Source organism: Pseudomonas sp. MF6776, from assembly GCF_016613125.1.
Classification (GTDB): Bacteria; Pseudomonadota; Gammaproteobacteria; order Pseudomonadales; family Pseudomonadaceae; genus Aquipseudomonas; species Aquipseudomonas iridis.
Map to the genome: position 1 here is coordinate 1 of NZ_JAENSQ010000008.1, position 19,633 is coordinate 19,633.

The 19,633-nt window shown below is 59.1% G+C and carries 12 protein-coding genes; 6 read left to right on the forward strand and 6 right to left on the reverse strand.

Features of this window, described 5'->3' with window-relative positions:
* Positions 1-270 precede the first annotated feature (270 nt).
* The 3 genes from JJD74_RS11310 (at position 271) to msrA (ending at position 5,378) form a co-directional block, all read left to right on the forward strand.
* Positions 271-1,665, forward strand: coding sequence for an alkaline phosphatase D family protein (locus tag JJD74_RS11310; protein ID WP_200613826.1), 1,395 nt, complete (start codon positions 271-273; stop codon positions 1,663-1,665).
* Between the two features lie 254 nt (positions 1,666-1,919).
* Entirely contained in the window at positions 1,920-4,616 is a 2,697-nt protein-coding gene (locus JJD74_RS11315) for a putative bifunctional diguanylate cyclase/phosphodiesterase (RefSeq protein ID WP_200613837.1), read from the forward strand.
* 111 nt (positions 4,617-4,727) lie between these two features.
* The gene (msrA, locus tag JJD74_RS11320) at positions 4,728-5,378 is read left to right on the forward strand and encodes a peptide-methionine (S)-S-oxide reductase MsrA (protein ID WP_042557318.1); all 651 of its coding nucleotides are present in this window, start codon (positions 4,728-4,730) and stop codon (positions 5,376-5,378) included.
* Positions 5,379-5,441: 63 nt separating this feature from the next.
* On the opposite strand, the gene JJD74_RS11325 is transcribed toward msrA, so the two are convergent.
* Entirely contained in the window at positions 5,442-6,278 is an 837-nt protein-coding gene (locus JJD74_RS11325; RefSeq protein ID WP_042557317.1) for a 23S rRNA (adenine(2030)-N(6))-methyltransferase RlmJ, read from the reverse strand.
* A gap of 163 nt (positions 6,279-6,441) precedes the next feature.
* Here JJD74_RS11325 and JJD74_RS11330 point away from each other — a divergent pair, with 163 nt between their 5' ends.
* Positions 6,442-6,855 carry a hypothetical protein gene (locus JJD74_RS11330; RefSeq protein ID WP_042557316.1) on the forward strand — a complete coding sequence of 138 codons (414 nt, stop codon included), beginning with the start codon at positions 6,442-6,444 and terminating at the stop codon, positions 6,853-6,855.
* 107 nt (positions 6,856-6,962) lie between these two features.
* Here JJD74_RS11330 and JJD74_RS11335 read toward each other — a convergent pair whose 3' ends face one another.
* The 4 genes from JJD74_RS11335 to putP all read right to left on the reverse strand — a co-directional run bounded on the left by JJD74_RS11335 (position 6,963) and on the right by putP (position 12,166).
* Entirely contained in the window at positions 6,963-7,283 is a 321-nt protein-coding gene (locus JJD74_RS11335; protein WP_200613839.1) for a hypothetical protein, read from the reverse strand.
* Between the two features lie 332 nt (positions 7,284-7,615).
* Entirely contained in the window at positions 7,616-8,323 is a 708-nt protein-coding gene (locus JJD74_RS11340) for a DUF4123 domain-containing protein (protein WP_200613841.1), read from the reverse strand.
* Complete coding sequence (locus JJD74_RS11345) at positions 8,313-10,328, reverse strand: type VI secretion system Vgr family protein (RefSeq protein WP_200613843.1); 2,016 nt, start codon at positions 10,326-10,328, stop codon at positions 8,313-8,315. Before JJD74_RS11345 ends, JJD74_RS11340 begins: the two co-directional genes overlap by 11 nt.
* A 353-nt stretch (positions 10,329-10,681) precedes the next feature.
* Positions 10,682-12,166, reverse strand: a complete 1,485-nt coding sequence (gene putP / locus JJD74_RS11350) for a sodium/proline symporter PutP (protein WP_200613845.1) — start codon at positions 12,164-12,166, stop codon at positions 10,682-10,684.
* Positions 12,167-12,622: 456 nt separating this feature from the next.
* On the opposite strand from putP, the gene putA reads away from it, so the two are divergent.
* Both putA and JJD74_RS11360 read left to right on the forward strand, forming a co-directional pair.
* Positions 12,623-16,576, forward strand: a complete 3,954-nt coding sequence (putA, locus tag JJD74_RS11355; protein WP_200613855.1) for a trifunctional transcriptional regulator/proline dehydrogenase/L-glutamate gamma-semialdehyde dehydrogenase — start codon at positions 12,623-12,625, stop codon at positions 16,574-16,576.
* A 259-nt stretch (positions 16,577-16,835) separates the two neighbouring features.
* The gene (locus JJD74_RS11360; RefSeq protein ID WP_200613858.1) at positions 16,836-18,638 is read left to right on the forward strand and encodes an acyl-CoA dehydrogenase; all 1,803 of its coding nucleotides are present in this window, start codon (positions 16,836-16,838) and stop codon (positions 18,636-18,638) included.
* Positions 18,639-18,780: 142 nt separating this feature from the next.
* Here the strand turns inward: JJD74_RS11360 and JJD74_RS31405 are convergent, their stop codons facing one another.
* Positions 18,781-19,626, reverse strand: a complete 846-nt coding sequence (locus JJD74_RS31405; protein ID WP_425312370.1) for a methyl-accepting chemotaxis protein — start codon at positions 19,624-19,626, stop codon at positions 18,781-18,783.
* Between the last annotated feature and the right edge of the window lie 7 nt (positions 19,627-19,633).

The window sequence follows — 19,633 nt, forward strand, 5'->3', positions numbered from 1 at the left end:
GAGTCAGCTGCCGGTAATGCGTAGTCATCTGCGCTTGAATCCTTCGGTGTGAGAGCCTGGATTCTACCGGTGGCTGGCTCTCTGCCTCTCGTTTCAAGCGTTGCGCTTATTCTATGAATTCAGGCTACAAGTCGCGCTGACATCGGCCACGACTCCAGTCAACTTTACGCCGACTTATTCATTCAACTTACAACTAACCTTGGCGCAGCAAGTTTATTTAACGAACCTGACACTAAAACTTATTCAGCAATTCATTCGAATGGATTCGAAATGCTAAAACCAACTATCGGCCCGATAATCGGCCATGTAACAACTAATCATGCACGCATATTTATCCGCGGCGACCGCCAGGACAACGCTACCGTGTTTGCCGGGATACGTTATCGCATCGCCGACACACAACAATGGTCTAACGGTATTTTCGCCAAACTGAGCGATCTGCGAGATATGTCGGAAGTTTTCGCACTCAACAACTTGAGCAGCGATACGGAATACGAATTTCAAGCAGGCTGGTTCAGCCCGATGAATCCGGTTCATACCCAAGACTCGGTGGCAGAGCTGCCCCTGCAGTGGCCTCGGGAAATCTACCGTCTGCGCACTCGCTCGACAGCAATGCACGCAAGAGCCTACATTGTCGGCTCCTGCCGCTACTTGCGCATGACCGCCGGCATTGCTTCCTTGCCCCAGTTGGGCGACCGGATTTTCGCATCCATCAACCAATTGATCGAAGGCGCACAACCCCCGATCAGCGCCGCGCTAATGACCGGCGATCAAATTTATGTCGACGACATGAACCTGTTCGCACCGGATCGCGAATACAAGGACATACTCAGTAAATACCGCGCGGCCTTCTCGCAACCCAATATAAAGCGATTGATGTCCAGCACTTCGACTTACATGATTCTCGACGACCATGAAATAGAAGATAACTGGCCGGCCAATGCGAGCAAGTCCGACGGCGCGTTATATCGCAATGCCATGGCGGCCTACGAGTTGTATCAAGCCAGTCACAGCCCGGTGCATCCACTGACAACTAACGGCCAGATTAATCGCTCTGTACTTGAGCATTATTGGTATCAATTCAGCGACGGTGACATCGAATGGTTCGTGACCGACAGCCGCACTCGACGTAACTTGTCGCCCGATGATCGACGCATCCTTGATGAGGCTCAAGAACACGCGCTGCTGGAGTGGCTGATCAACAGTCCGGCGCGGGTGAAATTCGTAGTGACCAGCGTGATGTTCTACCCGGATCGCAAACGACTTGGCGACGATGCGTGGGAAGCCTTCCCGGAACAGCGCCTGCGCATTCTGGAAACCATTCGCACCCGGCGGATCAAAAACGTGGTGTTCGTCTCGGGCGACGTGCACGGCTCGCTGACTGCGCGTCTGACCCACAGCGAAGATCCGGACTTTGAAGTTCACACCGTCGTTTCCTCGCCACTGTGCAACAGCAAATTGCTTCCCTACGCCAAAGCCTCGACTTTTATGCTCGATCAACCGCTGGTGCGCACAGCGACGGGGGACTATCGGCATGAACTGACCAGCACGGTGGTCAGTGAAGACAACTTTGCCCATGTGGTGGTCGAAGCCGATCAGATTCTGGTCAATTACCATGATCGGAATGGCAAGAAGCTACAGTCGATTGCCATAAAACTGCGTTAAGCCTTGAAAGATCGCAGCCTTGGGCAGCGCCTGCAAAGGTCAAATGCCCCTGTAGCAACTGTCGCAAGCTGCGATCAATCGTTCTTTTCCGACAGACACTGGAGAAATGCCCCGCGCGGCCGACACATTCTTATAGCACTTGGCCTTCATCACTCTTGTCAGTCAGTGCCGCAATGATGCAACCTTGCCGCAGGCAACAGTAAAGAGGGCGAGAGCCCAGCGCGTTCAGCATATTTCCAAGCGAGTTTCCCTCCATGAAGAGCCAACCCGATGCCGCCAGCCGTATGGTGGCCGAGGTAGTGACGCAATTGCCGGTGCCCTCGCGGCTCGGCATGCTGCGTTTCGAGCGCTTGAATGAAGCCAGCTGGGCAATGCTGTTTCTTGATCCCAATTGCGAACGTCAATTCGGTCAACCGGCCGTTGAGCTGTGTGCTCTGGTCGGCTCGCCTTACGCCAGCCTGATGGAGCCGGAAGCGCGCTATCAGTTACACGACACGATCCAGCTGCAACTCAGTGCCAGCCCGCATTATCTGGTGCGTTACACGCTACACACCCCTGCCGGCGTGCTGTCCATCCTGGAACTCGGCGAAGCCTACAAGCAGCACAATCGGCACTTGCTGCGCGGCTATTTGCTGGCGGTCGATAACGTATTCGACGAAACGCCACTGCTGTCTTCAGTTGATCTCGAAACCCAGAATTCACGCCTGCAAATCGCCCTCGAACTCAACCAGCGTGCCCAGCAGGAACAACTGCAGCATCTGGAGCGGGTGCGTGCCCAGCAGGATCTGATTCTGCTGCTCGCCCGCCAGCGCTACAGCACGCACAACTCGCTGCAAGAAGCCGCCGAACTGATCACCCGCTGCGCCTGCGATATCTATGAAATCGACTGTGCCAGCCTGTGGAATCTTGAAGGCCAGCAACTGCTGCCGATCTCGGCTTACCACCGCGCCACCCAGGAATACATTATCCCGGACGCAATCGACATCAGCGGCTTCCCTGATTACATGGACGCCCTGCACAGCAGCCGCGCCATCGACGCACACAATGCCATGCGTGACCCGCGCACCCGCGAGATGGCCGAAGCGCTTCGCCCGCGCGACGTCAACGCCATGCTCGACGCCAGCATCCGCGTCGACGGCCATGTGGTCGGCGTGCTGTGTCTGGAGCAGACCGGCGTCACCCGTGCCTGGCAGTCCGATGAAATCGCCTTCGCCGGTGAACTGGCCGACCAGTTCGCCCAAGTCATCAACAACCACAACCGGCGCACCGCCACCAGCGCCCTGCACCTGTTCCAGCGTGCGGTCGAGCAAAGCGCCAATGCCTTTTTGCTGGTCAATTGCGACGGCGTGGTCGAGTACGTCAACCCGAGCTTCACCGCGATCACCCAGTACACCACCGAGGAAGTCCACGGCCAGCGCCTGTCGGAACTGCCGGCCCTGGAAAACCTCAGCGAGCTGCTGTTCGACGCGCCCTCGGCGCTGGCCAAGAGCAACAGCTGGCAGGGCGAATTCAAGAGCCGCCGGAAAAACCTCGAACCCTACTGGGGGCAGTTGTCGATCTCCAAGGTTTACGGCGACAACCGTGAGCTGACCCATTACATCGGCATCTACGAAGACATCACCCAGACCAAACTGGCGCAGCAGCGCATCGAACGTCTGGCGTACACCGACAACCTGACCAACCTCGGCAACCGCCCGGCGTTCATCCGCAACCTCGACGAACGCTTCGCCCGCGATACCGATACTCCGATCAGCCTGCTGCTGGTGGACATCGACAACTTCAAGCGCATCAACGACAGCCTTGGCCACCAGACCGGCGACAAACTGCTGATCAGCCTGGCGCGGCGTTTGCGCAACAGCCTGAGCTCGAGCGGCAGCCTCGCCCGGTTCGCCAGTAACGAATTTGCGGTGCTGCTCGACGACACCGACCTTGAGGTCGGCCAACAGATCGCCAGCCAGTTGCTGATGACCCTCGACAAACCGATGTTCGTCGACAACCAGTTGATCAGCGTCACCGGTTCCGTGGGCCTTGCCTGCGCGCCCCTGCACGGCCGCGACCCACAAACCCTGATGCGTAACGCCGGTTTGGCCCTGCACAAGGCCAAAGCCAATGGTAAACATCAGGTGCAAGTCTTCACCGAAGCGCTGAACGCCGAGGCCAGCTACAAGCTGTTCGTCGAGAACAACCTGCGGCGCGCCCTGACCCAGAACGAGCTGGACGTGTTCTACCAGCCCAAGCTCTGCCTGCGCAGTGGTCGCTTGCTGGGGATGGAAGCGCTATTGCGCTGGAATCATCCGGAGCGCGGCATGATTCGTCCGGACCAGTTCATCAGCGTCGCCGAAGAAACCGGCCTGATCATTCCGATCGGCAAATGGATCGCCCGTCAGGCCTGTCGCATGAGCAAAGCGCTGACCGCTGCCGGTCTGGGCAATCTGCAAGTGGCGATCAATCTGTCGCCCAAGCAGTTCTCCGATCCGGATCTGGTCGCATCCATCGCCAACATCCTCAAGGAAGAAGCGCTGCCGGCCAATCTGCTGGAGCTGGAACTGACCGAAGGCCTGCTGCTGGAAGCCACCGAAGACACGCACTTGCAACTTGATCAACTCAAGCGCCTGGGCCTGACCCTGGCCATGGATGACTTCGGCACCGGCTACTCGTCGCTCAGCTACCTGAAAAAATTCCCGATCGACGTCATCAAGATCGATCGCAGCTTCATCCACGAAATCCCCGACAACCAGGACGACATGGAAATCACCTCTGCGGTGATCGCCATGGCCCACAACCTGAAACTCAAGGTCGTGGCCGAAGGCATCGAGACCGCCGAGCAACTGGCGTTCCTGCGTCGCCATCGTTGCGATGTGGGTCAAGGCTACCTGTTCGACCGGCCGATCCCCGGCGCCGAACTGATCCAGGCCCTGAAACGCTACCCGCGCGGCCCGCTCTGCCTGTAAACCCTTCTCGCCAACACTGCAGCTCCTACATTGGGTAGTGCGCATCCGGATAGCTTTGGGCACACTGGCGGTCTACTTTTTTACATCCCATCCTGACTGAGAGGAACGATCATGGTTCTGCGCTCGGAAATTCTGGTGAACAAAAACGTGCTCCCGACTAAAGAACAAGCTCTGCCCGGCCGCGAAACCGCGATGACCCTGCCTGAAAAGCACTTCGTCTTCGAAGAAACCCCGCTGCTCGGCCCGTTTTTCCAGGACGTCGATTTCGCAATCTTCGGTCTGGGCTGCTTCTGGGGCGCCGAACGTCGCTTCTGGCAGCGCGAAGGCGTGGTCAGCACGGTGGTTGGCTATGCCGGTGGCTTCACGCCGAACCCGACTTACGAAGAAGTCTGCTCAGGCCTGACCGGCCACGCCGAAGTGGTGCTGGTGGTGTATGACAAGGCGCAAGTCAGCTACGAAGAACTGCTGGCGATGTTCTGGGAATTGCACAACCCGACTCAGGGCATGCGTCAGGGCAACGACATCGGCACGCAGTACCGCTCGGTGATCTACGCGACCTCGCCAGAGCAACTGGATGCCGCGCTGGCGAGCAAGGCGACCTATCAGGCTGAACTGTCGAAAGCGGGCCTGGGTGAAATCAGCACCGAGATCGAACAGGCACCGACCGTGTACTTTGCCGAGACGTATCACCAGCAGTATCTGGCGAAAAACCCGGAAGGCTACTGCGGGATTGGCGGCACTGGTGTGTGCATGCCGAACTAAAGCTGCAAGACGTGAGCTACAAGCTGCAAGCGTTGCGTTCGCTTCAGCTTGTAGCTCGCAGCTTTATTCCGCTATTAGCCAATCCATCTGCCACCCGCCCTGGGTCTGGCCCAATTTTTTGGACAACCACGGCAGCAGCTCACGCAATTCTTCCTCCAGCCCCCACGGCGGATTGGCAATCGCCATCCCCGAGCCGTTCAGGCTGTTCGGCGTATCCAATGGATGCACCAGCAACTCCACGCGCAACAATTTCGGCGCGCCAGTGCCGGCCAGATCCTGGTAGAAACGGCGCAAGGCACGCTGATCCTTCACCGGGTACCAGATCGCCGTCACGGTTTGACGCATCCGGCCAATGGCTTCTTTCATCGACGCCGCACAACGCTGCATTTCATCGAGCTGCTCGAACGGCGGATCAATCAACATCACCGCGCGCTTCTCCTGCACCGGCAACATCGCCCGCGCAACATGCCAGCCCTCGCCCAGATGCACTTTCACCCGACGATCGCCGGCCATGTTGTCTTTGAGCAGCACGCCGTCTTCAGGGTGCTTCTCGTTGAGCATCACCCGATCCTGTGGCCGGGTCAGACGCCGCGCCAGCTCCGGCGAACCCGGGTAGTAGCGCAACTGGCCATCCGGGTTCATCTCGTGCAGCACTTTCATGTAGTCAGCGGTCAGCGCCGGCAGGTCCGGCTGATCCCACAAGCGCGCAATGCCTTCCAGGTACTCGCCGGTACGGTTGGCCTGATCGCCCTGCAAGTCATACAGACCAATGCCGGCGTGGCTGTCGAGATAGGCAAACGGCTGCTCCTTGCGCGACATCAGGGCGATGAGGCGGGTCAAGGTCAGGTGTTTGAACACATCGGCGTGATTGCCGGCATGGAAGGCGTGACGATAATTCATGATTGCTCCTGCGAAGGCCGCGAAGTTTACCTTTTACCGGGCGGCAAGTCAGGGGTTGGTAGCCGAGCGGCCTCTTACATGTTAAGAATCTGACCCAACCCCATCGCCACAGGTCATTTATCTCGCTTAACAGGCAGGTACCCGCCGACAGGAAGTCCAACCCATGCGTCACCCGATCTTTTTCTCTCTGTGCCTGATCTGCTCAATGCACGCTGTTTCGGGCGAAAACCACATTGCGCAGGCCCGCCAAATGCTCAAGAACTACGGCTTGAGTCACTGCATCCTGAAGCCATTCAAAGAAAATTCAGCCTTGGAAAAGGACATCGGTCTGTCCGCTGGTGCTTACTCGTTCATGGGCAAAGGCATGCACTCCGTCCTGCAGAATGAAGACACGCTGCAAGTGCTGCACGATCCATATAAAGAAACCAGAAACTATGTGTATGCGGCCTACAAGCAGACACCATCGATCAGCAAACACTCGAACAGCAATGTCGTTTTTTATGGGTGCCTGGAGGTCTACAACTCAGAGGCTTTCGACAGTTTTATCAAGACACAGGATCGCTACATCGCAGACTGACTGCCGTACCCTCAACGTCAAAAGATCGCAGCCTTCGGCAGCTCCTACAGGGGATTTCATGTAGGAGCTGCCGAAGGCTGCGATCTTTTGATTTTGCTCCTGAAAATTCAGGAAGGCATTGCACGCAACCGCTTGCCGATGACATCCAGCACATCACAGCCGTCGCGCAGCGGAATCACGCAGAGCTGGGCGAAGTCGCTGAGGATGACGGAGTCGCATTCGACCGAGCCGCGCATGCACATGTTTTCCAGGACCTGGATCACGGCGCGCAGGCGATGGTTGGCGGCGTCCAGGAGGATGTCGAGGGGGACGTGGGTGTCGATGAACAGGGTGGGCATGTCGCTGCAATTGCCGGTCAGGGCCATGAAGCGGTTGTCAGGATGGGGGATGATTTTTTCGTAGGGTGGATCGGGATGCAAAGTCGTCATTTTGTTAGCTCCATGATTGATGAACGTGAGCAGCCAACGCACCTTCCTACAGGTTTGGGTGGCAGCTGTGCGCAAGAGTAGGAACCGAGCAATCATGGACCTCGGTCACGCCGAAGCGTGTCCCGCGCACAGCCGCCGCGAACGATCTTACGGACTTGAATCAAGTGCCGCAAAAATCCAACCGACTGTGACTCCATGAAAGCGAGGGTTCCTACACCCTGTCACCACTCTCGCAGTGACAACGAAAAGCCTACCCCTGCAACCCAACGCCCACCAGTTCATGAAAACCGCCGCAACTCGAAGGAAACGTCCGATGCCTTCGCCCGGAAATCTCACACCGACTCTGCCAGCAAAAACTCCAATAACGCCGATTGCGACGATTCTTCCGACACTGCAACCCGAAAAAACTGCCTGACCTTGCAGCGCATAACAGCCTCGGGAAATGCCTCGTACAACGCCGGATGTTCCTCGCTCAGCCACTGCACAGCATTGCTGACCTGAACCTCATCACCATTCAAGGCCAACACCGAACCAGGCACCGTCCACCAAGGAAACACCCGCCCCGAAACCTGTGCCCTGCCCCCGATATCAACAGGCTGACCATTGATGAGTCCGCGCGCGACCACCGGCAACAGCTGCGCCGATTCCACTTCTTCAGACTGCAGGATCGGCAACAGAAACCGCCCATCCCAAAACCGGAAAAACACAGCCTTCCCGTCCGGCATCAAGACTTGCGTCAGGCTGCGAAAATGCTCGATCACCACTTCAAGGCTCGCCGAAGAAACCGCCAACCAACCCCATTCGCGGGACTCGGTAGTCGCCACCCAATCCAGAAACTCACTGTCCGCCGCGACAATTCCCACGAAGGGCATCACCGCATCCCACTCGGCGTAGATCGTGTCTGCCCAAACCGGGCTCGGCGCCAACTGCAACGGCGGCTTGGCAGCGCTGGCATTACTGAAAATCGCGAACAACTGCTCCGACGGTTTCAGCGGCTCACGCGCCAGCCATGCGTGCGGATCAAGACATTCAGGCTGCACAAACACCCTCCTTGCAGCGCTCACACTCTTCGCAGAATGGCGCGTCACCTTTGAGACTCATGATCTGCGCGGCCGCCAGCATCGCTGCCGGGGCCGCCACCAAATTTTCCGGCAGCCCCGGCACACTCGGCGCCGCGCTCATCGCCGCCATCGGCGCGCCACCCACCACAATCGGCACGCTGCTGAAAATTCCGCCGGGGCCAATGTTGATCCACTGCCCGCCCGCCTGAATCGTTGCGCTGGCGCCGCCATCAATCACCACTTGCTGGCCGGCGCTGACGTGGAATTGCGCACTGGCGCTAGTCGCCTGATTGCTCACGCGGATATGCCGATCGCCAACAACCGTCAGATGATCGTCCTGCCTCACTTCGGTCTGGCGCTGGCCGTGGGTGATGCGTTGTTCGTCAGCCTTCAACTCATGCCTGGCGATGCCGGTGACGACGATGCTGCGCTGGTTGTCGACCTGCACTTGTTGATCATTCAACACATGCTGAGTCCAGTTGCGCTGGGCGCGCAGGTAAATTTCCTCGGCGCCTTTTTTGTCTTCAATGCGCAGTTCGTTGTAGCCGCCACCACCGGGGCTGCTCTGGCTGCGGAAGATGCTGCGGGTCTTGTCCGCTGGCAAGTCCAGTGGCACCGGGGTCGCTGCGTTTGGCAGACACCCCATCACCAGCGGTTTATCCGCGTCGGCATCGATGAAACCGACCAGCACTTCCATGCCGACCCTTGGAATCAACACGCTGCCGTAACGATCGTGAGCCCAGCCAGTGGCAACTCGCAGCCAGCAACTGGCGTGCTCGTTGAACTCGCCGTCGCGATCCCAGGCCAGTTGCACCTTGACCCGACCGTACTCATCGCAGTGGATTTCGCTGTCCTGCGGCCCGGTGACGATTGCCGGTTGATAGCCGAGCATCCTTGGCTTTTCGGGCCCCAAGGCTGGACGAAAGAACACGTCCCACGGTGTCGCGAGAAAGGTATTACGGTAACCACGGAATTCTTCCCCATCACTCGTCACCGATTCCTCCAGCACTTGCGGCTGCCGACCACGGTGTTCGATGGCGGTGAGCAGCCACAGATCATTCCATATCTGACGCGGATGCCCGGTCAGTTGCAGGAAATGTCCACAAGCCAGTGCGGATTCATCGCTGATGCCTTCGGCTTGACGGTAATCGGCGATATGGCGCTCAAGTGCACGCTGGGTGAGGTGCTTGCCGGTTTCACGGTCGTTGAATTGGCCGGGAAAGCGGTAATCCTCCAGCACCGGGTTCTGTTCGCCGTCGATGCGACTCTGCAGTTGCAAGCGCGGCTTCTCGAAGTTGTAGTCGCGCCGGGTGACCACACTGGTACGGGTTTGCACGCGAACATTGAAGCGCTGAATCGCCGGCGCCCCGCCTGCCATGCCAGTGCCCGGCAAATAAAGGGTCGGCTCGGCCAGGCGCGGGAACACCGTTTGATCGTCGCCGAACACCAACAGGTGGCCTTCGGGACTGTGCTGAAAATGGTAGTGAATGCCGACTTCGGCGCACAGGCGCTGGATAAACGCGAGATCACTCTCTGCGTATTGCACGCAATATTCGCGCACCGGGTATTCGCTGCCGAGGCGAAATTCGAAGGCATCACGCAGGATCGCGTGGTCCTTGAGAACCTGCGCAACGATCTGCGGCACGCTCTGGTGCTGGAATATCCGCTGATTGATGCGGTGCCCCAGGTACGTCAGACGCGGGACAAGGCTCAGGTGATAACGAGTAAGACGTTTCCCGGAGTCGCCCTGTCCGACCTGATAGATCTGACCGTGAATACCGGAACCATCCGCAGCAAAGCTCAGAAACGCCTGACGGTGCAGCAGGCTTTCGAGGTCCAGGTCCGGCCGCTCACTGACCAGCTCCAGCTCGAAGCGAAAGGGCTGGCTGATGGCTTCCGTGCCCGTGAACTCAAGGACTTTGAGGTCGTGCGGGGCGCCTTCGAGGGTCAACGTGAAACGCGGTTGATTGGCAGGCGCGAACATCCGATGTCTCTCTGCAGAATGAAGGGCGGGCGATTCTGCATGAGAGGCAAGGGAGGCTGGGTGGGTGACGGAAAAATCAGATTTGCCCTACTTTGGCCGTCTAAATGCCCTACTCAAATTGCCGCATCCAACTACAGACAGATTCCTCGAACCCTGCACTGAACCCTGTGGGAGCTGGCTTGCCAGCGAAGTGGCCAGCACATTCAACAGATGCAGTGACTGACAAGCCGCCATCGCTGGCAAGCCAGCTCCCACAGGGTTTTCCAGTGATCTATAGAAAACACGGGCACAAAAAAACGGCCCGCCTCCTTATGGGAGACGAGCCGTTTTTAGTGAGCCTCAGCTCAGAACAATCACTTGTTCAGGTTGTAATCTTTTTCTGCCGCTTCGAAACGCTGCACCATGCCAGCCGTCGGCTTACCGAGCTTGCTGACGATGTAGATGACCAGGCTGGCGAGGATGAAGCCCGGGATGATTTCGTACAGACCCATCACGTCCAGCTGCTTCCAGGCGACCACGGTGATCGCGCCGACCAGAATACCGGCCAGTGCGCCGTCACGGGTCATGCCTTTCCAGATTACCGAGATCAACACAACCGGACCGAATGCTGCACCGAAACCGGCCCAGGCATAGCTGACCAGACCCAGAACCTGGTTTTTCGGGTTAGCGGCCAGTGCGATGGCGACCAGAGCAACCAGCAACACCATGGCGCGACCGACCCATACCAGCTCTTTCTGCGAAGCAGTCTTGCGAATGAACGCTTTGTAGAAGTCTTCGGTCAGGGCGCTCGAGCACACCAGCAACTGGCAGCTCAGGGTGCTCATGACAGCCGCGAGGATGGCCGACAGCAGAACCCCGGCAACCCATGGGTTGAACAGCAGTTTGGCCAGTTCGATGAACACGCGCTCGCTGTTCTCGGTCACAGGACCCGCTACTTCCGGGTGCGCCGAGAAGTAAGCAATACCGAAGAAGCCCACGGCCACGGTACCGCCCAGGCACAGGATCATCCAGGCCATGGAGATGCGACGCGCCTTGGCAATCGACTTGACCGAATCCGCGGCCATGAAACGCGCAAGGATGTGCGGCTGGCCGAAGTAGCCCAGACCCCAGCCCAGCAGCGAGATGATGCCAATGAAGGACGTACCTTTGAGCATGTCGAAGTTGCTTGGATCCTGTGCTTCGATCGCCAGGAACGTGGTATCGACGCCACCAGTGGCCAGCAGCACGATAATCGGCGTCAGGATCAGCGCGAAGATCATCAGCGTGGCTTGTACGGTGTCAGTCCAGCTCACTGCGAGGAAACCACCGACGAAGGTGTAGGCAATCGTTGCCGCAGCACCGGCCCACAGCGCCGTCTCGTAGGTCATGCCGAAAGTGCTTTCGAACAGACGGGCGCCAGCGACGATGCCCGAAGCGCAGTAAATGGTGAAGAACACCAGAATCACAACGGCCGAGATAATCCGCAGCAGGCCGCTTTTGTCTTCGAAACGGCTGGCGAAGTAATCAGGCAGAGTCAGTGCGTCGCCGTTGTGCTCGGTCTGCACGCGCAGACGGCCGGCAACGAACAGCCAGTTCAGGTAGGCACCGATGATCAGGCCGATGGCGATCCAGCTTTCGGAAAGACCGGACATATAGATGGCGCCCGGCAGGCCCATCAACAACCAGCCACTCATGTCGGAAGCACCGGCAGACAGTGCGGTCACGACGCTGCCCAGGCTACGGCCGCCCAGAATGTAGTCAGAAAGGTTGTTGGTGGAGCGATAGGCCATGAGACCGATCAGCACCATTACTGCGATGTAGATCACGAATGTGATCAGGGTTGGATTACTTACGCTCATTGAGTTACGCCCTGGCTTTGTTTTTATGTAGCGGCGGTGGTGAACCGCTCGCAAACGACGACGTTTGGCAGACGATCCGGATCCCGCGCATTTAGGACTGATGTTTCCCCAGGAAAGCCATCAGCCGGGTACATCGGGTATTCCGGTTGCACCTTGGGCGCGAATGCTATGCAACAAATCAAATAAGGTGCAACCAGTTTCGCGAGAATAAGTTGCACCTAGTCGGATTTATCGACGACGACCCCGTTTTTGCTCCCTTTTGTAACAGTTATGGCCTGTTGCTAGAAGCAAAAGCACCAAACAAGAGCAGCACTTTCGTACCAGAAAATATTTCCTGACGAGCTGCCTATATTTCCGACAAAAAAAGGGTTGCACCCGGTTGCACCTCATTCGGCGCACGGCTAATCTTGCCGCCAGCTGATGCCACGCAACTGTGGCAACCATGAGGATAAAAATATGGCTACCACCACCCTTGGGGTCAAACTCGATGACCCGACCCGCGAGCGCCTGAAGGCCGCCGCAACCTCGATTGATCGTACGCCGCACTGGCTGATCAAGCAGGCAATTTTCAATTACCTGGAAAAACTCGAGGGTGGTGCAACCCTGACCGAGCTGAACGGCTTGTCCGCCAAGGACGCCGACGACTCGGGCGAAGTCCACAACGATCACGCCCACCAGTGCTTCCTTGAATTCGCTGAAAGCATTCTGCCGCAATCGGTGCTGCGCGCCTCCATCACTGCCGCTTACCGTCGCCCTGAGCCGGAAGTGGTACCGATGCTGATCGAGCAGGCTCGCCTGCCGGTCGCAATGGCCGAAGCCACCAACAAACTCGCTGCGTCCATCGCAGAAAAACTGCGCAACCAGAAAAGTGCCGGCGGTCGTGCAGGCATTGTTCAAGGTCTGTTGCAGGAATTTTCCCTGTCGTCCCAGGAAGGCGTGGCGCTGATGTGCCTGGCCGAAGCGCTGCTGCGTATCCCGGACAAGGGCACTCGCGATGCACTGATCCGCGACAAGATCAGCACCGGCAACTGGCACCCGCACTTGGGCAACAGCCCGTCGCTGTTCGTCAACGCCGCCACCTGGGGTCTGCTGCTGACCGGCAAACTGGTGTCGACGCATAACGAAGCCGGACTGACTTCGTCGCTGAGCCGCATCATCGGCAAGAGCGGCGAACCGATGATCCGCAAAGGCGTCGACATGGCCATGCGCCTGATGGGCGAGCAGTTCGTGACCGGCGAGACCATTGCCGAAGCACTGGCCAACGCGAGCAAGTTCGAAACCAAGGGCTTCCGCTACTCCTACGACATGCTTGGTGAAGCAGCGCTGACCGAACACGACGCGCAAAAGTACCTGGCGTCGTACGAACAAGCGATCCACTCGATCGGCAAAGCCTCTCACGGTCGTGGGATTTATGAAGGCCCGGGCATCTCGATCAAGCTGTCGGCACTGCACCCGCGTTACAGCCGTGCGCAGTACGAGCGCGTGATGGAAGAGCTGTATCCGCGCCTGCTGTCGCTGACCTTGCTGGCCAAGCAATACGACATCGGCCTGAACATCGACGCTGAAGAAGCTGACCGTCTCGAACTGTCGCTGGATCTGCTCGAGCGCCTGTGCTTCGAACCGCAATTGACTGGCTGGAACGGCATCGGTTTCGTCATCCAGGCTTACCAGAAGCGCTGCCCGTATGTGATCGACTACGTGATTGACCTGGCTCGCCGTAGCCGTCATCGCCTGATGATCCGCCTGGTGAAAGGCGCGTACTGGGACAGCGAAATCAAGCGCGCCCAGGTCGAAGGCCTGGAAGGCTACCCGGTCTACACCCGCAAGGTGTACACCGACGTTTCCTACATCGCTTGCGCACGCAAACTGCTGTCGGTGCCGGAAGTCATCTACCCGCAGTTCGCTACGCACAATGCCCACACCCTGTCGGCCATTTACCATATTGCCGGTCAGAACTATTACCCCGGCCAGTACGAATTCCAGTGCCTGCACGGCATGGGCGAACCGCTCTACGAGCAGGTTGTAGGCAAAGTTTCCGAAGGCAAACTGAACCGTCCGTGCCGCGTGTACGCACCGGTTGGCACTCACGAAACCCTGCTGGCGTACCTCGTGCGTCGTCTGCTGGAAAACGGTGCGAACACCTCGTTCGTCAACCGCATCGCTGACCAGTCGATTTCGATTCAGGAGCTGGTGGCCGATCCGGTTGCTCAGATCGAGCAGATGGCGACCGTGGAAGGTGGCTTCGGCCTGCCGCATCCGCGCATCCCGCTGCCGCGTGACCTTTATGGTGCCGAGCGCGCCAACTCCAGCGGCATCGACATGGCCAACGAACACCGTTTGGCGTCGTTGTCCTGCGCTTTGCTCGCCACCGCACACAACGACTGGAAAGCCGCGCCGATGCTCGGTTGCGCTTCCAGCACCGAAACGCCTGCGCCAGTGCTGAACCCTGCGGATCACCGTGATGTGGTCGGCCACGTGCAGGAAGCTACGGTTGAAGACGTCGACAACGCTATTCAATGCGCCCTGAACGCTGCGCCGATCTGGCAGGCCACCCCGCCCGCTGAACGTGCCGCGATTCTGGAGCGTGCCGCTGATTTGATGGAAGGCGAGATCCAGCCGCTGATGGGCCTGTTGGCTCGCGAAGCCGGCAAGACGTTCGCCAACGCCATCGCCGAAGTCCGCGAAGCTGTCGACTTCCTGCGTTATTACGCGGTGCAGGCACGCAACGACTTCAGCAATGACGCCCACCGCCCACTGGGCCCAGTGGTGTGTATCAGCCCGTGGAACTTCCCGTTGGCGATCTTCAGCGGTCAAGTCGCCGCCGCTCTGGCTGCCGGTAACCCGGTACTGGCCAAACCGGCCGAACAAACCCCGCTGGTGGCGGCTCAGGCTGTGCGCCTGATGCTCGAAGCCGGGATTCCGGAAGGCGTGCTGCAACTGCTGCCGGGTCGCGGTGAAACCGTCGGCGCAGGCCTGGTCGGTGATGATCGCGTCAAAGGCGTGATGTTCACAGGCTCCACCGAAGTCGCGCGTCTGCTGCAACGCAACATCGCCGGTCGCCTCGACAACCAGGGTCGTCCGATTCCGCTGATCGCCGAAACCGGTGGCCAGAACGCGATGATCGTCGACTCGTCTGCTCTGACTGAACAAGTCGTGATCGACGTAGTGTCCTCGGCGTTCGACAGCGCTGGTCAGCGTTGCTCTGCCCTGCGCGTACTGTGCTTGCAGGAAGATTCTGCTGATCGCGTCATCGAAATGCTTAAAGGTGCCATGGCGGAATCCCGTCTCGGTAACCCTGAGCGTCTGTCCGTGGACATTGGACCGGTGATCGACGCCGAAGCCAAGGCCGGCATCGACAAGCACATCCAGGGCATGCGCGACAAAGGTCGTAACGTGTACCAGGTGGCTATCGCTGACACCGAAGAAGTCAAACGCGGCACCTTCGTCATGCCGACCCTGATCGAGCTGGAAAGCTTCGACGAGCTGCAACGCGAGATCTTCGGCCCGGTGCTGCACGTGGTTCGCTACAAGCGCAAAGAGATCGACCAGTTGATCGGCCAGATCAACGCTTCCGGTTATGGCCTGACCCTCGGCGTGCACACCCGTATCGACGAGACCATCGCCAAGGTGATCGACAACGTCAACGCCGGTAACGTCTACGTCAACCGCAACATCGTCGGTGCTGTGGTCGGCGTGCAGCCGTTCGGCGGCGAAGGTTTGTCGGGGACTGGCCCGAAAGCCGGTGGCCCGCTGTACCTGTATCGCTTGCTGTCGACGCGTCCGACCGATGCTATCGAACAATCCTTCGCTCGCGGTGATGCTGCCGTAGCCCCGGACGTTCGCCTGCGTGACGCCATGAGCAAGCCATTGACCGCCCTGAAAGCCTGGGCTGACAGCAACAAGTTCGCTGACCTGAGCACCCTGTGCGTTCAGTACGCCGCGCAATCGCAAAGCGGCATTACCCGCGTGCTGGCCGGCCCGACCGGTGAGAAGAACAGCTACGCGATCCTGCCGCGTGAACACGTGTTGTGCCTGGCGGACGTTGAAGGCGATCTACTGACCCAACTGGCCGCAGTACTGGCTGTAGGCGGTTCGGCGGTATGGCCAGAGTCCGACATCAGCAAGGCATTGTTCGCACGTCTGCCGAAGGAAATTCAGGCGCGGATCAAACTGGTAGCCGACTGGAACAAGGACGACGTGGTATTCGATGCCGTTCTGCACCACGGCCATTCGGACCAGTTGCGCGGCGTTTGCCAGCAGATTGCCAAGCGTGCCGGCGCGATCGTTGGGGTTCAGGGCTTGTCCCAGGGCGAGACCAACATTGCGCTGGAGCGTCTGGTGATTGAGCGCGCGTTGAGTGTTAACACCGCTGCGGCGGGTGGTAATGCGAGTTTGATGACCATCGGTTAAACCGCTGCAAATCCAGGCGACCGCAATGGTCGCCTGGAATGCAATTCCCCTGTGGGAGCGAGCCTGCTCGCGAAGACGGAGTGTCAGTCGACATCAATGTTACCTGACCCACCGCTTTCGCGAGCAGGCTCGCTCCCACAATTGTTTGGGGTGTTCGTTAAGTCGGCGCTCTAGCCCAACATCACGCTTATCAATCTTCCTGTTCAGTGTTTATCAGCAAGCCTAGACTCGGCCCAACCCCAATTTCAGGTAGGCCGCCATGTCCGAGACGCTGCTCAGTTCCCGCAATCTGGCTTTCGAGCTGTATGAAGTCCTTGATGCCGAAGGCCTGACCCGGCGTGAGCGCTTTGCCGAGCACAACCGCGAGACCTTCGATGCCGCCATTGGCACCGCCCGCAACATTGCCGAGAAATACTTCGCGCCGCACAACCGCAAGGGTGACGAGAACGAACCGCGCTACGAGAACGGTCAGGCGATTCTGATTCCCGAGGTGAAACCGGCGGTGGATGCTTTCCTCGAAGCCGGATTCCTCAACGCTGCGAGAAGTTTCGACGCCGGCGGCATGCAACTTCCTACACTGCTGTCGCAAGCCTGCTTCGCGCATTTCCAGTCGGCCAATGCTGCTTCGACTTCGTACCCGTTCCTGACCATGGGCGCGGCCAACCTGATCGAAAGCTTCGGCACGGATGAACAGAAGCAGCGCTTCCTGCAACCGATGATCGATGGCCGTTTTTTCGGCACCATGGCCCTGACCGAGCCGCACGCGGGCTCTTCGCTGTCGGATATTCGCACCCGCGCCGAGCCTGCGGCCGACGGCACCTATCGCCTCAAGGGCAACAAGATCTTTATTTCCGGCGGTGATCATCCGCTCTCGGAAAACATCGTGCACATGGTGCTGGCCAAGCTGCCAGACGCGCCGCCGGGGGTAAAAGGTATCTCGCTGTTCATCGTGCCGAAGTTGCTGGTCAACGATGACGGCACCCTGGGCCAACGCAACGATGTGCTGCTGGCGGGCCTGTTCCACAAGATGGGCTGGCGGGGCACGACGTCTACCGCGCTGAACTTCGGCGATAACGGTGAATGTGTCGGCTATCTGGTCGGTGAAGCGCATCGCGGTTTGAGCTACATGTTCCAGATGATGAACGAGGCGCGGATCGGCGTTGGCATGGGCGCGGTGATGCTCGGTTACGCCGGTTACCTGTATTCGCTGGAGTACGCTCGCGAACGTCCGCAAGGCCGGGTGCCGGACAGCAAGGATCCAACCACTGCGCCCGTGGCGATCATTCAGCACGCCGACGTCAGACGCATGCTGCTGACGCAAAAGTCCTACGTCGAAGGTGCCTTTGACCTCGGGCTGTATGCGGCGCGGTTGTTCGATGACACCACAACACTGGAAACCGAAGCCGAGCGCAAGCACGCCCATGAACTGCTGGATTTACTGACACCCATCGTCAAATCCTGGCCGTCGGAGTTCTGCCTCAAGGCCAACGAACTGGCGATCCAGATTCTCGGCGGCCACGGTTACACCCGCGAATACCCGGTTGAGCAGTATTACCGCGATAACCGTTTGAATCCGATTCACGAAGGCACCCACGGCATTCAGTCGCTGGACTTGCTCGGGCGCAAACTGGCGCAGAACGGTGGGGCAGGCTTGAAGCAACTGGTGCGGCTGATCGCCGACACCGCTGAACGCGCTGTTGCGTACGAATCGTTAACCGCACTGCGTGAGCCGTTGGAAAAACTGGTGGCGCGCCTGCAAGTGGTGACCATCGGTTTGCTGACCGATCTTGCCCAGGGCAAGGTCAACAGCAGCCTGGCGAATTCGGCGCTGTATCTGAAAGTGTTTGGCCACACGGTGATTGGCTGGCGCTGGTTGGAGCAGGCTATTCGCGCCGAGGAAGGCTTGGCCAAGGGCAATGCCGCGGACGCCGACTTCTATAAGGGCAAGTTGCAGGCGGCGCGGTATTTCCTGACGTGGGAAGTGCCGGGCTGTCACCACGAGTTGGCGTTGCTGGAGGCGCGGGATGATACGTGCCTGGCGATGCAGGATGCTTGGTTCTGATCTGGATTATGCGTGCGGCTGATACCGTCTTCGCGGGCAAACTCGCTCCCACAGGGTTCTGTGGTGTTCACGCACCATGTGAACACGCCGCAATACCTGTGGGAGCGGGCTTGCCCGCGATGGGGCCGGAACTGACAGGGCATCAGCTCAACCTGAACCCACCCATCTGCCGCGCCAGATCATCCGCCAGACGCTGCAACATCTGACAATCCTCGCGACACGCCCGAACCTCCCCCGCCGTCGCCCGGGCCAGATCGGAAATACCCTGTACGTTGCGGTTGATCTCTTCAGTCACCGCTGACTGTTCTTCGGTCGCGGTCGCCACCTGATGGTTCATGTCGCTGATGCGCTCGACCTGCCCGGTGATCGCCGTCAGCGACGCACCGGTACGCTGGCTCGACTCGACCCCAGTGCCCGTCGCTGCTTGCCCGGTGCGCATCGATGACACGGCATTTTCCGCGCCCTGCTTGAGGCTGCCGATCATCAGTTGAATTTCGTCGGTGGACGCTTGGGTCCGTCGCGCCAACGTGCGGACCTCATCGGCTACTACAGCAAAACCACGCCCCATGTCACCCGCCCGGGCAGCCTCGATAGCCGCGTTAAGGGCGAGCAAATTGGTCTGTTCAGAGACGCCGCGAATCACCGCCAGCACCGAGTCGATCGATGCCACTTGCTGCGCCAGTTCACCCACCGCACCGGCCGCCAGGCCGATTTCATCGGACATGCTTTCAATGTGCCGAATCGAGCCGCCCACCACTTCCCGCGCTTGCATGGCTTCATCCCGCGCGTTTTGCGAAGCGAGTGCGGCGTTGCCGGCGTTTTGCGCGATTTCCTGCACGGTCAGGCCCATTTCGTGGACAGCCGTGGCGACCATGTCGGTCATTTCCTGCTGGCGACCGGAACGCTCGGCAGTGTTTTCCACCACTTTCGCCACCTGCCCCACCGCCGTGCGCAGGCGCTCGCTGGTGGTCAGGACTTCGCCAATCATTTCGCGC